The sequence below is a fragment of the Kitasatospora sp. NPDC056076 genome (genome assembly GCF_042266305.1).
Taxonomy (GTDB): Bacteria; Actinomycetota; Actinomycetes; order Streptomycetales; family Streptomycetaceae; genus Kitasatospora.
Genome location: NZ_JBHJWG010000007.1, coordinates 48306 through 67794, shown reverse-complemented (window position 1 = coordinate 67794; position 19489 = coordinate 48306). Strand labels below are relative to the sequence as shown.

The window sequence follows — 19489 nt, the reverse complement described above, 5'->3', positions numbered from 1 at the left end:
CGGGAACAGCGGGGGCGGGCGGGGTGTTGTTCGCCTCCGTAGTCGCCGCGGTCACCGGCAGTAAGCAGTTGTTCAAATTGGAACGACCGAGTACGGTCGACATCCGACCCGCCCTGATCCGTCCGGATCCGGAGCGGTTCACCCCGGTCCACCCCCGATCGACGGAGGCCCCACCATGCCTCAGCCCGGCTCCGCCACGGTGCGCTCGCACGTGCGCATCCCGCTGACCTTCCCGGACGGCTACCGCGCCGATGCGGAGGTCTCCACCTTCCACGGCCTCGCCGACGGCGCCGAACACCTCGCGCTCGCCCTCGGCACCGTCCCGGCCGGCGGAACCCCGCTGGTGCGGCTGCACTCCGAGTGCCTGACCGGCGACGTCTTCGGCTCGGACCGCTGCGACTGCGGACCGCAGCTGCGCGAATCGGTGGAACGGATCAGCGAGGCCGGCGGCTACCTGCTCTACCTCCGCCAGGAGGGCCGGGGCATCGGCCTCTACAACAAGCTGGACGCCTACGCCCTCCAGGACTCCGGCCTGGACACCTACGACGCCAACACCGCGCTGGGCCTGCCCGAGGACGGCCGGGACTACACCGCGGCCGCCCAGATGCTCACCGCGCTCGGCGTCGACGGCGTCGACCTGCTGAGCAACAACCCGGACAAGGCCGCCCAGCTGGCCGGGCTCGGGATCACCGTCCGCCGTCGGGTGCCGACCGGCGTCCACCTGTCCGCGAGCAACGTCCGCTACCTGACCGCGAAGGTGGAGCGGACCGGGCACTCGATCGAGCTCTCCCGACTGGTCGGCTGACCACCGCGATCGGCGCGGGCAGGTCGGCACGGCCCGGACGGCGCGCCCCCGGGCCGGACGGGGCCGTCAGCCGACGCCACCCCGCCCCCGGGCCCGCGCCGCCCGCAGCACCCCGTACGCCGCCAGCGGCAGCGCCACCAGTAGCGCGGCCCAGAAGGCGCCGTGCCCCCACCAGCCCGCGACCGCGCCGAACAGCCCCTCGAACACCGGGATCCGCAGCGCCTCCACCGGCCCCAGCACCCCGGGCCAGGCGCCCAGGAACAGGGTGCCGAGGATCCAACCGACCAGCAGCACCCGGGCGGTGACCAGCGTGCCCAGGGTGCTCAGCAACGACACCGCGGCCAGCAGGACGACGAACCCCGCCTGGTAGGCCGCACCGGTCTGCCCCGTGCCCCAGGACTCCGGCGTACGGTGCGGGCCGGTGGCCGCGAGCCGCACCTCGACCGCCGCCCACAGCAGCAGGACCAGCACCCCGGTACCGGTGAGCGCGAACCGCAGCCGGTCCCAGGTCCCGGCCCGGCCCGGCCGCCACGCCCCGGCGACCTCCGTCCCCGCCCTCGCTCCCGCTCCCGCACCCGTCCCCGCCCTCGCGCCCGTACCCGAACCCGTACCGGAACCCGTCCCGGTACCCGCGACCCGGGCGGCCCGCGCGGCCCTACGGTCGAGGTCCCGCCAGGCCTCCCGCACCTGCCGCCGGGCCCGCTGGGCGGGCCTCAGCAGCCGGTTGGCCCCCCGTTCGATCAGCACCACGGCCACCACGACCGCCACCACCGCCGCGATCCCGGCCCAACTCCCCATCCCGCCCTCGAACATGACCACCCGCTCGGCCACCGGCCGCGGCGCCTCCACCGCCGTCATCGGCGGTCCGAGCCGCAGGTAGCCGATCGCGAGCGCGCCCACCCCGGCCAGCAGCGCCGTACCGAGGCCGACCGGGGCCGGGAAGAAGGCGAGCACGGCGGCCGCCACGAAGGCCGCCCCCAGCTTCCCGACCACCTGCTCGGCCGCCTGCCGCCCGGCGAGGTGCAGCGGCCCGCCGAACAGGTCCGGCGAGAGGTCGAGCCCGTGACCGGCCTCGACCGGGTAGCGCAGCACCGCTCCCGCCCACAGCAGCAGCCCGAGGCCCACCACCAGCAGGGCCACCGCCGCCACCCGGCGCGGCAGCATGGTGCGGGCGTACGGCCACCAGAGCCGCAGCCGGGCCGCCCGGTCCACCGGCGGCCGCCGGCGCCGCTCCCCCCACAGCCGCTCCGCCCAGAGCCGGGCCGCCCGCCCGGGCCGCGCACCGCCCTCCCGCAGCGCCCCCGGTTCCGGTTCGGGCCGCTCCGCCCGGCCCCGGCCGCGCCGCCGCACCGCCTCCGCGGCCACCAGCGCCGCCCGGCCCGCGGCCTGCTCCGGGTCGGCTCCCACCGCCCGCCGCCGCAGCGCCGACCAGCGCCGCCGCACCACGTCCCGCGGGGTGGCCGCCGCCGGGTCGGGCGCCGGCCGCCGGGCCGCCGAACGCGCCGCCGTACGGGCCCCGGCGCCGACCGTCAGCGCCCCGTCCACCACCGCCGACGCGACCAGCGCGGCCAGCTCCGACACCCGTACCGGCAGCGGCAACCGGTGCAGCGCGGCGGGCAGCGGGGACAGCCGGCCGAGCAGCCGGTACCGCTCCTCCGGACGGATGCTCAGCCAGACCGCCAGCCGGTGCGCCTCCTCCCGCTCCTCGGGGCTGAGGCCGCCGTCACCGCGCCGGCCGCCGCCGACCGTCCGGGCCGTGCGCTCCACCTCGGCGAGCACGTCCGGGAGCGCGGCGAGGGCGAGCAGCCGGGAGCAGTGCTCGCCGGAGCACTCGGGGTGGAAGCAGTGGTAGCGCGCGGCGACGGCGGGGGCGCCGCCGCGGACCAGTTCGTCGATGAACGCGGCGCCGTCCGGCTCGGTGGCGACGCGTTCCAGCCCGGCCGGGTCGACCGGCCGGTCACGGTAGTGCGGGACGGCTCCCGGTGCGAAGGCGGCGCCGAGGGCGAGCACCGCGACGCCGGCCACCGCCTCGCGCCGGGAGCCGGGGGCGCGGACCACGTCGGTGAGGTAGTGGAGGTCGAACACGGAGTCCTTGACCTCGTCGCGCAGCCAGTCGCGCAGCCGCTCCGCCCCGACCGCCGCGAGCCAGCGCGCCGCCGCACCGGAGTTGCGCAGCAGCACCTCGGTGAGCCGGACCGGGTCGGTGAACGGGTCGCCCAGGAAGGTGATCGGCCGCAGGGCCTGCGGGCGGCGCCGGATCACCGCCGGGCTGCCGCCGGCCAACCAGCTGCGGACCTCCGCAGCAGTCCAGCGGTCCTCCGGCTTCTTGGTGAACAGGCCCTGGAGTAGGAGCAGTTGACGCCGGTCGGAGACGGCGGAGAGGTCCACCTCCTCGCCCATGACGAGTTCCAGCTCCAGGTCGTGGTCGGCCGCCCGCTCGCCGTCCGCCCCGACGAACCGGGGCCGGCCGACGAACAGTTCGTACAGCACGTTGCCGAGCCCCCACCAGGGCCCGGCCTCGTGATTCTTGCCGGCCAGCTGCTCGGGGGCCATGTAGGCGACGGTGACCATCATCGTGGAGGTGAACCGGCGGCTGTCGGTGAGCCGGTCGACGCCGCCGAAGTCGGCGATCACGAACTCCCCGGGGCCGCGGCCGGGGCGCACCAGGATGTTGACCGGCTTGAAGTCCAGCGGGTTGCGCTGGATCCGCCGCTGCCAGAACTCCAGCAGCGAGACCAGCTCGTAGACGATCTGCTCGGTGGTCCGCGGGTCGGCGTGGGCACCGCCACGGCGCAGCGCGGCGACGTGCGCGGAGAGGGTGACGGGCAGGTACTCCATCGCCACCCAGTCGACCGGCACGCCGTGGTGGCGGACCCGCCCGTAGTCGATCAGGTGCGGGACGTGCCGGCGGAAGCCGTCGTTGCGCAGATGGGCGAGCAGGTCGTGGTCCATCCGCTGGCCGCCGACGGCCACCTTGACCGCGGCGTCGGCGCCGCCGTCGGTGCGCCGGACGTACCAGACGGTGCCCTCCGCGCCGGCGCCCGCCCTGCCCAGCGGGGTGAAGCGGTCCAGCAGGGCCTCGGGGAAGTCGTCCTCGAAGGGGCCGCCCGTGGGCCCGGGTGCGGGCGCGGGCCCGGCCGCGGGTGCGGGTGCGGGTCCGCCGCCCGGCGCGGGCCCCGGGCCGATGTTGTCCTGCCAGGAGGGGCCGCCGGCCGCGGAGCGTGGTCGGCGCACCTCGGTGGCGGCCTCCGGGTCGTGGCGGGGCCCGGGCGTCCGCCGGGTGGCGGCCTCCGGATCGTGGCGGACCTCCTCCGCGGCCCGGTCCCGGGCTCCGCCCCGCCCGCGCCGCGGGTCCCACGACCCCCGGAACCGGATGCCCCGCTCCCGGGAGCCCCAGTCGACCCTGGTCCGCGGCGACTCCTCCGGCCGCCCCCGGCGCCCGTCCCCCTCACCCGGTCCACCCGGTCCACCCGGACCACCGGGACCGGAGCCCTCCGTTGCGCCCATCACGGCGTACCCCTCCCCCGATCCCCGGGGCCGGTGCGGAGGCGTTGACCACGGGCGCACCGGTGCCGGGTGGTGATTTTGACGCGCCATCATCCCGCATACCGGGCAGGGCCGCAGGGCGGTTTCCGGATCGGTTCCGAGACGGTTCCGGAACCCGTGCGCGCGGAGGTGGGAGCCGAGCCGGGAGCTGCCGGGCCCGCCCCTCCCCGGGCGGGTTCACCCCTCCTCTACCGGGCGCCCCTCCGGCTCCTCGACGATCCGGCGGGCGATCTCCTCGGGCCGCACCGGGCGGCCGAAGTGCCAGCCCTGCGCCCAGTCGCAGCCCATCCCGCGCAGCCGCTCGGCGTCCTTGCGGGTCTCCACGCCCTCGGCGGTGACGTTCAGGCCGAGTGTGTGCGCCATCGACACCAGGCCGCTGACGATGCGCCAGCCGGTGGCGCCGTCCTTCGCCGGGTCGTGCAGGTCGCCGACGAAGGACCCGGCGATCTTGAGCCCGGAGACCGGCAGGTCGCGCAGGTAGGAGAGGTTGGACCAGCCGGTGCCGAAGTCGTCCACCGCCAGCGACACCCCGAGGTCGACCAGCCCGTGCAGGGTGCGCAGCGCCTCGTCCTCGGGGCCGACCACCGTCGACTCGGTGATCTCCAGCTGCAGCCGGGCCGGGTCGAGTCCGGTGCCGTCCAGGATCCGGCCGAGGTCGGTGACCAGCGCGGCGCTGCGCGCCTGCCGCACCGCCAGGTTGACGTTCAGCTGCGGCGCGGCGTCGCCGTAGTGCTTGATCCAGTCCGCGGCCTGGCCGCAGGCCTGCTCCAGCACCCAGCGGCCGAGCGGCATGATCAGCCCGGTCTCCTCGGCGGTGGTGACGAACTCGTCCGGGCCGAGCACCCCGAGCTGCGGGTGGCGCCAGCGCACCAGCGCCTCCACGGCGGCCATCCGGCCGTCGGCGAGGCGGTAGAGCGGCTGGTAGTCGATGAAGAACTCGCCGCGGTCGAGGGCGGCCGGCATCCGCACCGACACCGCGTAGCGGCTGACCGCGCGGGCGTTCTCCTTGGGGTCGAACAGCGTCCAGCGGCCGCGGCCGGCCTCCTTGGCGCGGTACAGCGTCAGGTCGGCGGCCCGGACGGCGGCGCCGGGGGTGGTGGTGGAGACCCTCCGCTCCAGCACGCCGACGCTGGCGCCGACGGCGAGCTTGTGGTCACCGATGAGCACCGGCCCGGCCAGGGCCTTGAGCACGGTCTTGGCGGCTGCCACCGCCTCCTGCTCGCCGCGGCAGTTCTCCAGCAGCACCACGAACTCGTCGCCGCCGAGCCGGGCGACCAGGTGGCCGAGCGGGGTGAGGGCGGCCTTGAGCCGGGCGGCGACGGCGGACAGCAGCTGGTCGCCCATGTCGTGGCCGAGGCTGTCGTTGACCACCTTGAAGCCGTCGAGGTCGACGTAGCAGAGGCCGAAGCGGGCGCCCGGCTCCGGCTCGTCGAAGACCTTCTCCAGCCGCTCGAAGAAGGCGGCGCGGTTGGGCAGGCCGGTGAGCGGGTCGTGGGTGGCCTGGTGGCGCAGCCGCTCCTGGAGCCGGTAGCGGTCGGTGACGTCCTCCAGCATCGCGACCTGGTACTGCGGGACCCCGTCGTCGTCACGGATCAGCGAGACCGTCAGGTGGGTCCAGACCACCTCGCCGTCCTGCCGGTAGTACGGCTTGTCGAACTGGAAGTACTCCCGCTTGCCGCTGATCAGCTCCTCGTACGCCTCCCAGACGCCCGGGGTGTCCTCGGGGTGGACGAGGTCGTCGACCCGGCGCCCGACCATGTCCCCCGGCCCGGCGCCGAACAGCTCCTGCACGGCCTTGTTGACCGCGAGGATGGTGCCGTCGGTGTCACCGATCGCGATGCCGATCGCGGCGCTCTCGAACAGGGCGCGGAAGCGGGCCTCGGAGGCGCGCAGCGCGCGTTCGGCCTCCTTGCGGGCGGCGTCGGCGGCGGTGCGGATGGCCTCCTGCTCGCGCAGCGTGCGCTCGCGCAGGGCGTTCGCCCAGCCAGCCGCGAAGGCGCCGGTGAGGGCGGGGCCGCGGCCGTCGTGGAGCGGCTGGGCCTGGAGCAGTTCGACGGCGCGGGCGAGCAGCACCGGGTCGGTGAAGTGCCCGTCGACCAGTTCGGCACCGGCCCGGGAGGCCAGCCGGGGCTCGAAGGGGTCGTTCTGCTGGGCCCGGTGCAGCAGCGCGGCGGTGCGCGCGACCAGCCGGCCGAGCAGGCCGGGGTGGACGGCGATGCCGTGGTCGGCGGAGAGCAGCCGGGACCAGTCCTCGTGGAACCGCTCCGCGTCGCCGCCCGGCGGGGTCGCGCCGCTCACCGGAGCGTCCCGGCGGCGCTGCTCGTCGCGGCGGAGGCCGGGGCGTCGGGGGTCACAGCGGCGGGGCTCACGGCGGCGCTGGGCAGGGCCGGGCGTCCGGCGGCCGCCGCACGGGGCGTGCGGGCGTCGGCTGCTCTCCCGGCGCGACCGCTCAAGGGCGGAACCCCACGCCCGCCACCCCGGCGATCCGCTCGGGGTGCTCGCCGACCGTGCCCGGCTGGTCGGGGCGCCACTGCGGCAGGTGCACCACGCCCGGTTCGACCAGCTCGAAGCCGTCGAACATCGCGGTGACCTGGTCGCGGGTGCGCATGGTCAGCGGGGTCGGGGTCATCCGGTAGAGCTTCTGGTGGTCCTCGGCCTGGTCCGGGCGGGCCTCCAGGGAGGCGTGCGAGAGGACCAGCGCGCTTCCGGCGGGGAGGCGGTCGCGGACCGCGGCGATCAGCTTCCAGGGGTCCTCGTCGTCGCTGACGAAGTGGGCGACGGCCACCAGCAGGACGGCCACCGGCTCGTCGCCGGCCAGCAGGGCGGACACCTCGGGGCGGTCCAGCAGGTCCTCGATGTCGCGCAGGTCGGCCTGGACGACGGCGCTGTGCGGGTCCTCCTCCAGCAGCAGGCGGCTGTGGGCGACGGCGACCGGGTCGCGGTCGACGTAGACCACCTCGGCCCCCGGGCGGATCGCCCGGGCGATCTCGTGCACGGCGCCGAAGGTCGGGATGCCGGAGCCGATGTCCAGGAAGCGGCTGATGCCCTGCTCGGCGAGGAAGGCCACGGCGCGGCGCAGGAAGGCCCGGTTGGAGCGCATGATCTGGGGCAGTTCGGGCCACAGGGCCATCGCCCGGCGGGCCATCTCCCGGTCGACCTCGAAGTTGTGGGAGCCCCCGAGGTAGTAGTCGTAGACCCGCGCGGCGTTCGGTTTGTCCAGGTCCATACCTTCCGGTACCCAGCTCGGTCGCCGCATGCCTGTGACTCCTTCACTCCGGATCCGGGGGCGCAGCGCCGGGAGGTGCTGCCGTGACTGATGAGACTACAAGCACACAAGATCCTCCCTTGCACCCCGAACGGGTGCAAGCGGACTGCACCCTTCCTCGCGGACGGCGCTCTCCCTAGGGTGGAGCCGTGGATCCCAACCACTACCGCTTCCGGGGCGAGTGGCGCCTCGCGGCACCGGCCCCGGCGGTGTACGCGGCGCTGGCGGACGTGCGGAGCTATCCGCTGTGGTGGCCGGAGGTCCGCGAGGCCCGGGAGACCGGTGCGGGGTCCGGTGAGGTGGTGCTCCGGGCGCTGCTGCCGTACCGGCTGGTGATCGGGCTGGAGGCCCGGCGGCGCGACCCGGCGGCCGGCGTGCTGGAGGCGGCGATGCGGGGCGACCTGGTCGGCTGGTCGCGGTTCACCGTGAGGGCGGACGGGACGGGCGGTACGCGGTGCCGGGTGCTCTTCGAGGAGGACGCCCGCCCCGCCAAGCCCCTGCTGCGACGCCTCGCCCTGCCGCTGCACCCGCTGTTCCGGGCCAACCACGCGGTGATGATGTGCCGGGGAGGCCGCGGACTGGCGGCGTACCTGGCGGGTGACGACGGCGGACGAAGGACGGCGAACAGATGACAGATGACAGATTTCAGCGAACAGATTTCAACTTTCGACATCTGTCAGCTGTCAGTTGTTCGCCGGACCCCGGCAGCGACCCCGGCCCCGGCCCCGGCAGCGACCCCGGCCCCGGCCCCGGCAGCGACCCCGACTCCGAACGCGACCCCGGCCGCAACCCCCACCCCGGCTCCGGCGCCGGCTCCGCGTTCGGCTTCGACGCCCCCTTCGACCGCACCGGCACCGGCAGCAGCAAGTGGGCCCGGGCCGCCGCCCCCGGCGTGATCCCGATGGGCCTGGCGGACATGGACCTCCCCGGCCCGCCCGCCGTCGCCGAGGCCCTGGCCCGGCGCGCCCGCCACCCCGCCTACGGGTACACCGTCTGCGATCCGGCCGGGCGGACCCTGGTCGCCGACTGGTACCGCGCCCGGCACGGCGTCGAGGTCGACCCGGACTGGGTCCTGCTGCTCCCCTGCGGCCCGCGCACCGCGCTGCGCCTGCTCCTGGAGACCGTCCGGACGGGGACCGCGGACCAGCAGGCCCCCGTCCTCTTCCCCACCCCCGAGTGGGGCGGCTTCGCCCAGCTCTGCCGTGCGGCCGGCCTCCCGTACCGCGAGCTGCCGCTGCGCCCCTCCCCCACCGGCTACCGCTCCCCGGGCACCCCACTGCCCCGCCCCGCGTCCGCCGTCCTGCTGAGCAACCCCCACAACCCCTCCGGCACGGTATGGCACACCGGGTACCTGAGCGGGCTGGCCGGGTGGGCCGCGGAGGCGGGCGCCCTGCTGGTCTCGGACGAGGTCCACGGCGACCTCACCCACCCTGGCCGGGCCCACCCCGTCGCCGTGACCACCGCCGACCCGGCGCACCGGCACGCCGTCGTCACCCTGAACTCGGTCGGCAAGACCTTCAACTGCTCGGGCATTCCCAGCAGTTGGGCCCTCGTCCCGGACCCGGCACTGCGCGCCCGGCTGACCGACACCCTGGCCGGCTACGGCCTCTGGGAGGGCGGCCTGCTGGAGCAGACCGTGCAGCGGGCCGCGCTCGGCGAGGGCGGCCCGTGGCTGGACGCGCTGCTGGCGCACCTCGCCGCCGCCCGCGCCCGGCTCACCGAGCGGCTCGGCCCCGCCGTCCGCTCCGTCCCGCGGGCCTCGTACCTGCTCTGGCTGGACGCCGCCGCCCTCGGCCTGCCGCCCGCCGGCGCCCGCGCCGCGCTGCTGGAGCGCTGCGGCCTGGAGGCCTCCGACGGCGCCGAGTTCGGCCCGGGCGGCGCGGGTTCGCTGCGCCTCAACTACGCCCTGCCGGGCCCGGTGCTGGACACCGTCCTGGAGCGCCTGGACCGCCTGTGACCGGGGCACGTGCCCCGGCCGGGCAGCCCTCCCCGGAGCGCCCGAGAACCCCGCATTCACCCGATCGCCATGGCTCTGACCTGCGAAAACGAACATTCACGCGATATTTGCGAAGCGCCCCCGCATGCTCCGTAGCAGACTGGGCAAAGTAGACCGGGCCGCAATCGTGATCCCGAGGATGGTGAGTCCGGTGATACCGACGTCCCGCACCACTCCGCCCGACCGGCAGAGCGCAGCACCGCCCCCGACGGGGGTGACCCCGTTGACCGAATCGGGGGCGCGCAGCCACGTGTCGGGCGTCTGCTTCAAGATCGGACCGCCCCGCCTGGTGGGGGTCGAGGTCGAGTGGTTCGTCCATGACGACCGATGTCCCGGCCGGCCGGTTCCTCCCGAACTGCTCCACGCCGCGCTGGAATCGCTGCCCCTGGGCGGCGCCGACGGCACCTCGCTCCCCTCCGGTTCGCGCCTCACGCTCGAACCCGGCGGACAGGTCGAGCTCAGCTCCCCGCCCGCCACCGGCCTGCTGGCCTGCGTCGACGACACCCGACGCGATCTGACCGCCCTGCGGGCCGCCTTCGCGGCGCAGGGCCTGCGCCTCACCGGCACCGGGACGGACCCGCTCGCCCGCCCCCGACGGATGGTGCTGGACCACCCCCGCTACCTCGCGATGGAGCGCTTCTTCGACTCGGCCGGGCCCTGGGGCCGGGTCATGATGACCGGTACCGCGTCCGTCCAGGTGTGCCTGGACGCCGGTGACGCGGCCGGCCCGCACGCGGTCGAGCGGCGCTGGCAGCTGGTCCACCGGCTCGGCCCGGTGCTGGTCGCCGCCTTCGCCAACTCCCCGCTCCTGGACGGGAAGCCGACCGGCCACCGGTCCACCCGGCAGACCGTCTGGTCCCGGATGGACCCGACCCGCACCCTCGCCCCCGAGCCGGACCACGGCGACCCCCGCGAGGCCTGGGCGCAGTACGTGCTGGACGCCGAAGTCCTGTGCGTGCGAAGGCCGGAGGGGCGGCCCTGGACCGCCCCGCCCGGCCTGACCTTCCGCGACTGGACCCGCGGCGCGGGCGAACGCCCGCCCACACTGGCCGACTTGGAGTACCACTGCACCACCCTGTTCCCCCCGGTGCGCCCGCGCGGCCACCTGGAGCTGCGGATGATCGACGCCCAGCCCGGTGACGGCTGGGTGGTGCCCACCGCCCTGGTCACCGCGCTGCTGGACGACCCGGTGGCCGCCGACACCGCACTCGCCGCGCTGGAACCGCTCGACGCCGCCGACCGGCGGGAGGGCGCCGCCGGTGCGCGCCCGCCGCGCAGCGGGGTCTGGCGCCGCGCCGCCACCCTGGGCGTCGCCGACCCCGAGCTGCGCCGCGCCGCCCTCACCTGCTTCGCCGCCGCCGACGCCGCGCTGGGCCGCCTGCCCGGCGCCGGGCGGCTGCGCGCCACCGTCGCCGAGTTCGCCGAGCGCTACCCCGCGCGCGGCCGCTGCCCGGCCGACGACCAGCTGGACGCCCTGCGCTCCGGCACCCGACGCACTCCCCCGGAGGAGGCATCATGACCGACGTCCGACCGCCCGCCACCCCGGGCACCGATCCCACCCCCGGGAGCGATCCCACCCCCGGCATCGATCCCACCCGCGGGACCGAGGCCCTGCGCGAGAGCATCGCCGCCGAACTGCTGGCCGCCCGCGCCCGGACCGCCGCGCTGACCGACTGCGTCGAGGACACCGACCTCACCGCCCAGCACTCCCCGCTGATGTCGCCGCTGGTCTGGGACCTCGCGCACATCGGCAACCAGGAGGAGCTGTGGCTGCTGCGCAACGTCGGCGGCCGGGACCCGATGCACCCCGAGATCGACCCGCTGTACGACGCGTTCGAGCACCCCCGGGCCGAGCGCCCCAGCCTGCCGCTGCTCCCGCCGGCCGAGGCCCGCGCGTACGCCCACGAGGTGCGCGGCCGGGTGCTGGACCTGCTGGCCGCCAGCCCCCTGGAGGGCGCACCGCTGCTGGACGCCGGGTTCGCCTTCGGGATGATCGCCCAGCACGAGCAGCAGCACGACGAGACGATGCTGATCACCCACCAGCTCCGCCGGGGCGAACCCGCCCTGGCCGCTCCCCCGCCGCCGCCCGCGCCCGCCGACGCCGCCACCCTGCCCGCCGAGGTCCTGATCCCCGCGGGCCCGTTCACCATGGGCACGGACACCGAGCCGTGGGCCCTGGACAACGAGCGCCCGGCGCACCGCGTCGACCTGCCGGCCTACTTCCTGGACACCACCCCGGTCACCAACGCCGCCTACCAGCGCTTCATCGCCGACGGCGGCTACCACGACCCGCACTGGTGGACCGCGGAGGGCTGGCAGCACCGGCTGCGGGCCGACCTGACCGCCCCGCTGTTCTGGCAGCGGCAGGACGGCCAGTGGCTCCGCCGCCGGTTCGGTGCCGTCGAACCCGTGCCGCCGAACGAGCCGGTGCTGCACGTCAGTTGGTACGAGGCGGACGCATACGCCCGCTGGGCCGGGCGGCGGCTGCCGACCGAGGCCGAGTGGGAGAAGGCCGCCCGGCACGACCCGGCCACCGACCGGTCGCGGCGCTACCCCTGGGGCGACGGCCCGCCCGGCCCCGAGCACGCCAACCTCGGCCAGCGGCATCTGCGACCGGCCGCCGCCGGAAGTTATCCGGCGGGCGAATCACCGTACGGGGTACGGCAGTTGATGGGCGATGTGTGGGAGTGGACGGCCAGCGACTTCCACTCCTACCCGGGGTTCCGGGCCTGGCCGTACAAGGAGTACTCGGAGGTCTTCTTCGGACCCGAGCACAAGGTGCTGCGCGGCGGCTGCTTCGCGGTGGCACCGGTCGCCTGCCGGGGCACCTTCCGCAACTGGGACTACCCCGTCCGGCGGCAGATCTTCTCCGGCTTCCGCACCGCCCGCAGCGCGGAGCACGACGCCCGCACCCCGGAGCGCGGCGCCCGCGGCGCCCGCGGCGCTGAGCACGAGCGGGAGGGCGCCTGATGTGCCGTCACATCGCCTACCTGGGCGAGCCGGTGGCACCGCAGGAGCTGCTGGTGCGACCGCCGTACGCGCTGCACCGGCAGTCCTGGGCGCCGCGCACCCAGCAGCACGGGACGGTCAACGTGGACGGCTTCGGCCTCGGCTGGTACGCGGACGGCGACGAGGTGCCCGCCCGCTACCGCCGGTCCGGGCCGATCTGGGCGGACGCCGGGTTCGCCGACCTCGCCCGGGTGATCCGCACCCGGGCGATGCTGGCCGCCGTCCGCTCCGCCACCGACGGCTGCGCGGCGGGCGAGGCCGCGGCCGCGCCGTTCGCCGCCGGGCGCTGGCTGTTCAGCCACAACGGAGCGGTGGCCGGCTGGCCCGGGAAGCTGGACGCGCTCGCCGCCCTGCTGCCGCCCGCCGAACTGCTGGAGCTGGAGGCCCGGAGCGACTCGGCCCTGCTGTGGGCCCTCACCCTGCACCGGCTGCGCCGGGGCGAGAGCCTCGGCGAGGCGCTCGCGGGCACGGTGGCCGACGTCACCGCGCACACCACCGGACGGCTCAACCTGCTGCTCACCGACGGCGCCGCGCTCGCCGCGACCACCTGGGGCGACACCCTGCACCACCGGAGCCTGCCCGGCCTCGGCACGGTGGTGGCCTCCGAGCCGTACGACGACGCCCCGGACTGGACGCCCGTCCCGGAGGGCTCCCTGCTGCTGGCCGACGCCGCGGGCGTCACCGTCCAGCGGCTCCCCAGCCACTACTGACCCTCCACTCTCCCTTCATCTTCTGAACAGAGGAACCACCCTGTCATGGACACATTCGATCTCACCCGACTGCTGCCCGCCGACCACTTCAGCACCGCGCTGCACCACGACGTGCGGCACGGACTGACCGCCGACCCCAAGTGGCTGCCGCCGAAGTGGTTCTACGACGCCCGGGGCAGCGAGCTGTTCGAGGAGATCACCCGGCTGCCCGAGTACTACCCGACCCGCGCCGAGCGGGCCATCCTCACCGCCCGGGCCGGCGAGATCGCCGCCGCCACCCGCGCCCGCACCCTGGTCGAGCTGGGCTCCGGCTCCTCCGAGAAGACCCGGCTGCTGCTGGACGCGCTGCGCTCGACCGGCGACCTGGAGACCTACGTCCCGGTGGACGTCAGCGAGAGCGCCCTGGTCGCGGCCGGCACCGCGCTCGCCGCCGAGTACCCCGGGCTGGCCGTGCACGGCGTCCTGGCCGACTTCACCGCCCGCCTCGGCCTGCCCCCGGAGGGCGGCCCCCGGCTGGTCGCCTTCCTCGGCGGCACCCTCGGCAACCTGCTGCCGCAGGAGCGGGCCGGCTTCCTGCGCGGCCTGCGCGCCGCCCTCGACCCGGGCGACTTCCTGCTGCTCGGCACCGACCTGGTCAAGGACCCGGCCGTCCTGGTCGCCGCCTACGACGACGGCGCCGGGGTGACCGCCGAGTTCAACCGCAACGTGCTCAACGTGCTCAACCGCGAGCTGGGCGCCGACTTCGACCCGGAGGCCTTCGAGCACGTCGCGCTCTGGGACCCGGAGCAGGAGTGGATCGAGATGCGGCTGCGCTCGCTGCGCACGCAGACCGTGAAGATCCCGGCCCTGGACCTGCCGGTGCACTTCGACCGGGGCGAGGAGCTGCGCACCGAGGTGTCGGCCAAGTTCCGCCGGGAACGGGTGACCGGGGAGCTGGCCGCGGCCGGGCTGCGGCTGACCCACTGGTGGACGGACCCGGAGGGCCGGTTCGGGCTCTCGCTCTCCGCCCCGGCCTGAGCGAGCGAGGAGCGAGCCACCAGCGGGTTACCCCGGAGACCCCAATTTGCTTGTTCACCTTACGAATTCTCAGAGCAAAACTTGAGCCTCCCCGCCTACAAGGCTTGAACGAATAGGGGTTACGATCTCGGCTACCGAGCTCAGCGTTGAGTACCAGGAGTCAAGATCGTGAGCGTCACCCAGAAGCCCTCCGGGGCGGCCGAGGCCACCGCGCCCGGCCGCCTCGGCTTCGTCGTCTTCATCACCGCCGCAGCGGCCCTCGGCGGCTTCCTCTTCGGCTACGACAGCTCCGTGATCAACGGCGCCGTCTCCGGGATCCAGGGGAAGTTCGGAGTCGGCAGCGGCGAGACCGGCCTGATCGTCTCCTCGGCGCTGCTGGGCTCCGCGGTCGGTGCCGCGCTGGCCGGCCGGTTCGCCGACCGCTACGGCCGGATCAAGGTCATGAAGGCGGGCGCGCTGCTGTTCGCGGTCAGCGCCGTCGGTTCGATGCTGCCGTTCTCCCCCTGGGACCTGGCGCTGTGGCGCGTCCTCGGCGGCGCGGCCATCGGCATCGCCTCGGTGATCGCCCCGACCTACATCGCCGAGGTCGCGCCGACCAAGTACCGCGGCCGGCTGGCCTCCTTCCAGCAGGCCGCCATCGTGCTCGGGATCGCGATATCCCAGCTGGTCAACTGGGTGCTGGCGGACGCCGCCGGCGGTGACACCCGCGGCCGACTGCTCGGCCTGGAGGCCTGGCAGTGGATGCTCGGCATCTGCGTCGTGCCGGCCGCGGTCTACTTCGTGCTCTCCTCGGTGATCCCGGAGTCCCCCCGCTACCTGATCCAGGCCGAGCGCCTGGACGACGCCCGCAAGGTGCTGGTCGAGGTCGAGGGCGAGGGCATCGACACCGACGCCCGGATCGCCGAGATCCAGTCGCTGATCGCCTCCGACCACCGCCCGCGCTTCCGCGACCTGCTCGGCGGCCGCTTCGGCCTGCTCCCGATCATCTGGGTCGGCATCGGCCTGTCGGTGTTCCAGCAGCTGGTCGGCATCAACGTGATCTTCTACTACTCGTCGATCCTGTGGCAGTCGGTCGGCATCGACCAGAGCAACTCGCTGCTGATCAGCTTCATCGGCTCGGTCATCAACATCCTCGGCACCGTGATCGCGATCCTGCTGGTCGACCGGATCGGCCGCAAGCCGCTCGCCCTGATCGGCTCGGCCGGCATGGCCGTCACCCTCGCCGCCGCCGGCTGGGCGTTCTCCTCCGCGACCGGCTCCGGCGACAACGTCACACTGCCCGACCTCCAGGGCACCGTCGCGCTGATCTCCGCCAACGCCTTCGTGCTGTTCTTCGCGATGTCCTGGGGCGTGGTCGTCTGGGTGATGCTCGGCGAGATGTTCCCGAACCGGATCCGCGCCGCCGCGCTCTCCGTCGCCGCCTCCGCGCAGTGGATCGCCAACTGGGTGATCACCGTGTCGTTCCCGTCGCTCGCGCGCTGGAACCTCTCGGCGACCTACCTGGTGTACGCGGCCTTCGCGGCGCTGTCGCTCGTCTTCGTGGCGAAGTACATGAAGGAGACCAAGGGCGTCCGCCTGGAGGACATGGGCTGACCGAAGCCCCCACAGCCCCACAGGCCCCGCCTTCCGGTCGTACGATCCGACCTTCGGCCCCCGCACCCTAGCGCGCTGAGCGCGGGTGCGGGGGCCGAATCGTTCACTCCCTGCGGTGGGCCGGACACCTCCGGTACTCCTGTTCGCCAGGAGGGATGTGTCCTTGATCTTCAACCGGCTCCGCACCCGCAGAACCGCCACCGCCCCAAGCGGCGGCTGTCCGTACGCCCACGCGCACCCCGCGCCGGACTTCGCACCACCCGTACCGCCGACCCCCGGACCGGGGCTGCGGCCGGACCCGGCCCCGGACCCACGGCTGCCCCCGCAACAGACTTCGGAGCGGACTTCGGAGCCGGCGCCGCAACTGCCGCCCGCACCACCGCCGTTCACCGACCCCGGGCAGGCCGCCGAGTTCGTCCGGCAGTTCCACCGCGAGCAGCCCACCGCCGGCGGCCCGGGGCCGAGGCTGCGCGCCGTCCGGGAGGAGATCGACCGCACCGGCAGCTACCACCACACCCCCGCCGAACTCGCCTACGGCGCCAAGCTCGCCTGGCGCAACGCCGCCCGCTGCATCGGCCGGCTGTACTGGCGCAGCCTGGTGGTCCGCGACCTGCGCCACCTGTCCGACCCCGACGACATCGCCGCCGAGTGCTTCGAGCACCTCCGGCTGGCGGGCAACGGCGGCCGGATCCGCCCCGTGGTCTCGGTGTTCGCCCCCGACCGCCCGGACCGCCCGGCCCCGCGGATCCTCAACCAGCAGCTGGTCCGCTACGCCGGGCACCGGGTCGACGGCGATGTGGTCGGCGCCGTGGTCGGCGACCCGGCGGGCGCCGAACTCGCCGCGCGGGCCCGCGAACTCGGCTGGAAGTGCGCCGAGGACCGCTTCGAGGTGCTGCCGCTGCTGCTCCAGGAAAGCCCCGAGGCGCGCCCGCGCTGGTACGGCCTGCCGGACGACACCACCCTGGAGGTGCCGCTCAGCCACCCCGAGCACGCCTGGTTCGCCGACCTCGGGCTGCGCTGGTACGCGGTGCCCGCGATCAGCGACATGACGCTGGAGATCGGCGGCGTCCGCTACCCCACCGCGCCGTTCAACGGCTGGTACATGGGCACCGAGATCGGCGCCCGCAACCTGGCCGACGCCGACCGCTACGACATGCTCGGCACCGTCGCCGAAGGGCTGGGCCTGGACACCTCCAGCGAGCGCACGCTCTGGCGCGACCGCGCCCTGGTCGAGCTCAACCTCGCGGTGCTGCACTCCTTCCAGGAGGCCGGGGTGACGATCGCGGACCACCACACGGAGTCGGCGCGCTTCCTCAAGCACGTCGCCCAGGAGCAGCGCCTCGGCCGCCCGACCCCGGCGGACTGGAGCTGGATCGTGCCCCCGGTCTCCGGCGGGCTGACCCCGGTCTACCACCGGTACTACGACCCGGTGGACCCGGAGCAGCGGCCGGCCTTCCTGGCCCGCGAGCCCTGGTGACCAGGGCGGCCGCCCCGACGGCGCCGGTCGCCCGCGACTACGAGGGCGCCCGTACGGCCAGGCGCTCGAAGCGCAGCACGAGCCCGTCCAGCAGCGCCTCCAGGCCGGTCTCGAAGGCGCCCTCGTCGACCGACCCCCGGTGCCCCGCGAGCCGGTGGGCCTCGCCGAGGTGCGGGTAGTCGGCCGCGTCGTACACCTCGGCGTCCGCCGGGAAGCCGGCCGCGAAGGAGGCCAGCGCGGAGCCGGTGACGAAGTAGCGCATCAACGCGCCGATCCGGGTGGCCTGGCCGCGCGGCCACCCGGATCCGACCAGGTGGCCGAACACGGCGTCGGCCAGCCGCAGCGCGTTGGGCCGCCGCCCCGGCCCCTGGGCGAGCACCGGGACGATGTTGGGGTGGGCGGCCAGCGCGGCGCGGTAGGAGCGGGCCCAGGCGCGCAGCGCCTCCGGCCAGGGGGTGGCCCGGTCGTCGAACATCGACAGGTCGACCTCGCCGATCACGCTGTCCACCACCGCGTCCAGCAGGTCGTCCTTGGTGGCGAAGTGGTTGTAGAGCGAGGGCCCGCTGACCGACAGCCCGGCCGCGAGGCGGCGGGTGGAGAGCGCCTCCAGCCCCTCGTCGTCGATCAGCCGCAGGGCGGCCGTGACGATGCGCTCACGGCTGAGCAGCGGGGTGCGCGGGCGAGCCATCGGGTCGCTACCTCCGGTCGGGTGGGGTGGGGACCGATTCTGGCAGGTGCCCCTTCCCAGCGCGGGCGGGTGGGGTCTACAGTCCACACGTAAAACTTGCAGCGCTAGTTTAACGAGGTGGGCACCGTCGTGAACCTGGAGTTGTCCGAGGAGCAGGCCGCCGTCCGCGAGCTGGCCGCCTCGTTCACCGACCGCGAGATCGTGCCGTACGCCGCCGAGTGGGACCGCGCCGAACAGGTGGACCGCGCGATCATCGGCAAGCTCGGGAAGGTCGGCTTCCTCGGCCTGACCATCCCCGAGGAGTACGGCGGCAGCGGCGGCGACCACCTCGCCTACTGCCTGGTCCTGGAGGAGCTCGGGCGCGGCGACTCGGCCGTGCGCGGGATCGTCTCGGTCTCGCTCGGCCTGGTCGGCAAGTCGATCAACGCCTTCGGCACCGAGGAGCAGAAGCGGCACTGGCTGCCCCGGCTCACCTCGGGCGAGGCCCTGGCCTGCTTCGCCCTCACCGAACCCGGCACCGGATCGGACGCCGCCCACCTCACCACCCGGGCCGTGCGCGACGGCGACCACTGGCTGATCAGCGGCGCCAAGACCTTCATCACCAACGGCACCTGGGCCGACGTCGCCCTGGTCTTCGCCCGCACCGGCGGCGACCACCCCGAGCAGCAGGGCCACCGGGGCATCACCGCCTTCCTCGTCCCCACCGGCCTTCCCGGCTTCGGCCGCACCGAGATCCACGGCAAGCTCGGCCTGCGCGGCCAGGCCACGGCCGGACTCGACCTGGACGGCGTCCGGGTGCCCGACAGCGCCCGGCTCGGCGAGGTCGGCAAGGGCTTCACGGTCGCGATGGCGGCCCTGGCCAAGGGCCGGATGTCGGTCGCGGCCGGCTGCGTCGGCATCGCCCGGGCCTGCCTGGAGGCCGCCGTCCGCTACGCGGGCGAGCGCGAGCAGTTCGGCAAGCCGATCGCCGCGCACCAGCTCGTCCAGGAACTGCTGGCCGGCATCGCGGTCGACGTCGAGGCGGCCCGGCTGCTCACCTGGAAGGTCGCCGACCACATCGACCGCGGCCTCCCGTTCGCCACCGAGTCCTCCGTCGCCAAGCTCTTCGCGAGCGAGGCCGCCGTCCGGGCCGCCAACAACGCGCTCCAGGTGTTCGGCGGCTACGGCTTCATCGACGAGTACCCGGTCGGCAAGTACCTGCGCGACGCGCGGGTGATGACCCTCTACGAGGGCACCAGCCAGATCCACCAACTGCTCATCGGACGCGCCCTGACCGGCGTCAACGCCTTCTGACCGGCCATCGCGTTCCGCCCCACCACTCTCCGACCCGCCACTCCTCCGCCCCACCACTCCGCGACCCGCCACCCCTCGACAAGGAGCACG

The 19489-nt window shown here is 74.9% G+C and carries 14 protein-coding genes; 10 read left to right on the top strand and 4 right to left on the bottom strand.

What is annotated here, in order from left to right:
* Window positions 1-175: 175 nt before the first annotated feature.
* The gene (gene ribA, locus ACFC1T_RS07950) at window positions 176-805 is read left to right on the top strand and encodes a GTP cyclohydrolase II (RefSeq protein ID WP_375885010.1); all 630 of its coding nucleotides are present in this window, start codon (window positions 176-178) and stop codon (window positions 803-805) included.
* A 66-nt stretch (window positions 806-871) separates the two neighbouring features.
* Here ribA and ACFC1T_RS07945 read toward each other — a convergent pair whose 3' ends face one another.
* The 3 genes from ACFC1T_RS07945 to ACFC1T_RS07935 form a co-directional block, all read right to left on the bottom strand.
* Window positions 872-4039, bottom strand: a complete 3168-nt coding sequence (locus tag ACFC1T_RS07945; protein WP_375885007.1) for a hypothetical protein — start codon at window positions 4037-4039, stop codon at window positions 872-874.
* Window positions 4040-4528: 489 nt separating this feature from the next.
* Window positions 4529-6649 carry a putative bifunctional diguanylate cyclase/phosphodiesterase gene (locus ACFC1T_RS07940; protein WP_375885004.1) on the bottom strand — a complete coding sequence of 707 codons (2121 nt, stop codon included), beginning with the start codon at window positions 6647-6649 and terminating at the stop codon, window positions 4529-4531.
* A 151-nt stretch (window positions 6650-6800) separates the two neighbouring features.
* Window positions 6801-7607, bottom strand: coding sequence for an SAM-dependent methyltransferase (locus ACFC1T_RS07935; protein ID WP_375885001.1), 807 nt, complete (start codon window positions 7605-7607; stop codon window positions 6801-6803).
* Between the two features lie 158 nt (window positions 7608-7765).
* Here ACFC1T_RS07935 and ACFC1T_RS07930 point away from each other — a divergent pair, with 158 nt between their 5' ends.
* From ACFC1T_RS07930 to ACFC1T_RS07895, 8 genes are all read left to right on the top strand, one after another.
* Complete coding sequence (locus tag ACFC1T_RS07930; protein WP_375884998.1) at window positions 7766-8248, top strand: SRPBCC family protein; 483 nt, start codon at window positions 7766-7768, stop codon at window positions 8246-8248.
* Complete coding sequence (locus ACFC1T_RS07925; protein ID WP_375884995.1) at window positions 8245-9573, top strand: aminotransferase class I/II-fold pyridoxal phosphate-dependent enzyme; 1329 nt, start codon at window positions 8245-8247, stop codon at window positions 9571-9573. Before ACFC1T_RS07930 ends, ACFC1T_RS07925 begins: the two co-directional genes overlap by 4 nt.
* 253 nt (window positions 9574-9826) lie before the next feature.
* Entirely contained in the window at window positions 9827-11131 is a 1305-nt protein-coding gene (gene egtA, locus ACFC1T_RS07920) for an ergothioneine biosynthesis glutamate--cysteine ligase EgtA (RefSeq protein ID WP_375885307.1), read from the top strand.
* Entirely contained in the window at window positions 11128-12582 is a 1455-nt protein-coding gene (egtB, locus tag ACFC1T_RS07915; protein ID WP_375884992.1) for an ergothioneine biosynthesis protein EgtB, read from the top strand. The genes egtA and egtB overlap by 4 nt, the downstream gene beginning before the upstream one ends.
* Complete coding sequence (gene egtC, locus ACFC1T_RS07910; protein ID WP_375884989.1) at window positions 12582-13331, top strand: ergothioneine biosynthesis protein EgtC; 750 nt, start codon at window positions 12582-12584, stop codon at window positions 13329-13331. Before egtB ends, egtC begins: the two co-directional genes overlap by 1 nt.
* Before the next feature lie 45 nt (window positions 13332-13376).
* Entirely contained in the window at window positions 13377-14348 is a 972-nt protein-coding gene (gene egtD / locus ACFC1T_RS07905; protein ID WP_375884987.1) for an L-histidine N(alpha)-methyltransferase, read from the top strand.
* A 168-nt stretch (window positions 14349-14516) separates the two neighbouring features.
* Window positions 14517-15941 (top strand): sugar porter family MFS transporter, encoded by a 1425-nt coding sequence (locus ACFC1T_RS07900; RefSeq protein ID WP_375884984.1) that lies wholly within the window; start codon window positions 14517-14519, stop codon window positions 15939-15941.
* 364 nt (window positions 15942-16305) lie between these two features.
* A complete protein-coding gene (locus ACFC1T_RS07895; protein ID WP_375885305.1) occupies window positions 16306-17418 on the top strand; it encodes a nitric oxide synthase oxygenase in 1113 nt (370 codons plus the stop codon).
* 37 nt (window positions 17419-17455) lie between these two features.
* On the opposite strand, the gene ACFC1T_RS07890 is transcribed toward ACFC1T_RS07895, so the two are convergent.
* Window positions 17456-18106 carry a TetR/AcrR family transcriptional regulator gene (locus ACFC1T_RS07890; RefSeq protein WP_375884982.1) on the bottom strand — a complete coding sequence of 217 codons (651 nt, stop codon included), beginning with the start codon at window positions 18104-18106 and terminating at the stop codon, window positions 17456-17458.
* A gap of 129 nt (window positions 18107-18235) precedes the next feature.
* On the opposite strand from ACFC1T_RS07890, the gene ACFC1T_RS07885 reads away from it, so the two are divergent.
* Entirely contained in the window at window positions 18236-19399 is a 1164-nt protein-coding gene (locus ACFC1T_RS07885; protein ID WP_375885302.1) for an acyl-CoA dehydrogenase family protein, read from the top strand.
* Window positions 19400-19489: the final 90 nt, after the last annotated feature.

Excerpts from the sequence above, each read along its gene's own strand:
- ribA (WP_375885010.1), top strand. The coding sequence starts at position 176 with ATGCCTCAGCCCGGCTCCGCCACGGTGCGCTCGCACGTGCGCATCCCG.
- ACFC1T_RS07935 (WP_375885001.1), bottom strand. The coding sequence starts at position 7,607 with ATGCGGCGACCGAGCTGGGTACCGGAAGGTATGGACCTGGACAAACCG.
- ACFC1T_RS07925 (WP_375884995.1), top strand. The coding sequence starts at position 8,245 with ATGACAGATGACAGATTTCAGCGAACAGATTTCAACTTTCGACATCTG.
- egtB (WP_375884992.1), top strand. The coding sequence starts at position 11,128 with ATGACCGACGTCCGACCGCCCGCCACCCCGGGCACCGATCCCACCCCC.
- egtC (WP_375884989.1), top strand. The coding sequence starts at position 12,582 with ATGTGCCGTCACATCGCCTACCTGGGCGAGCCGGTGGCACCGCAGGAG.
- egtD (WP_375884987.1), top strand. The coding sequence starts at position 13,377 with ATGGACACATTCGATCTCACCCGACTGCTGCCCGCCGACCACTTCAGC.
- ACFC1T_RS07890 (WP_375884982.1), bottom strand. The coding sequence starts at position 18,106 with ATGGCTCGCCCGCGCACCCCGCTGCTCAGCCGTGAGCGCATCGTCACG.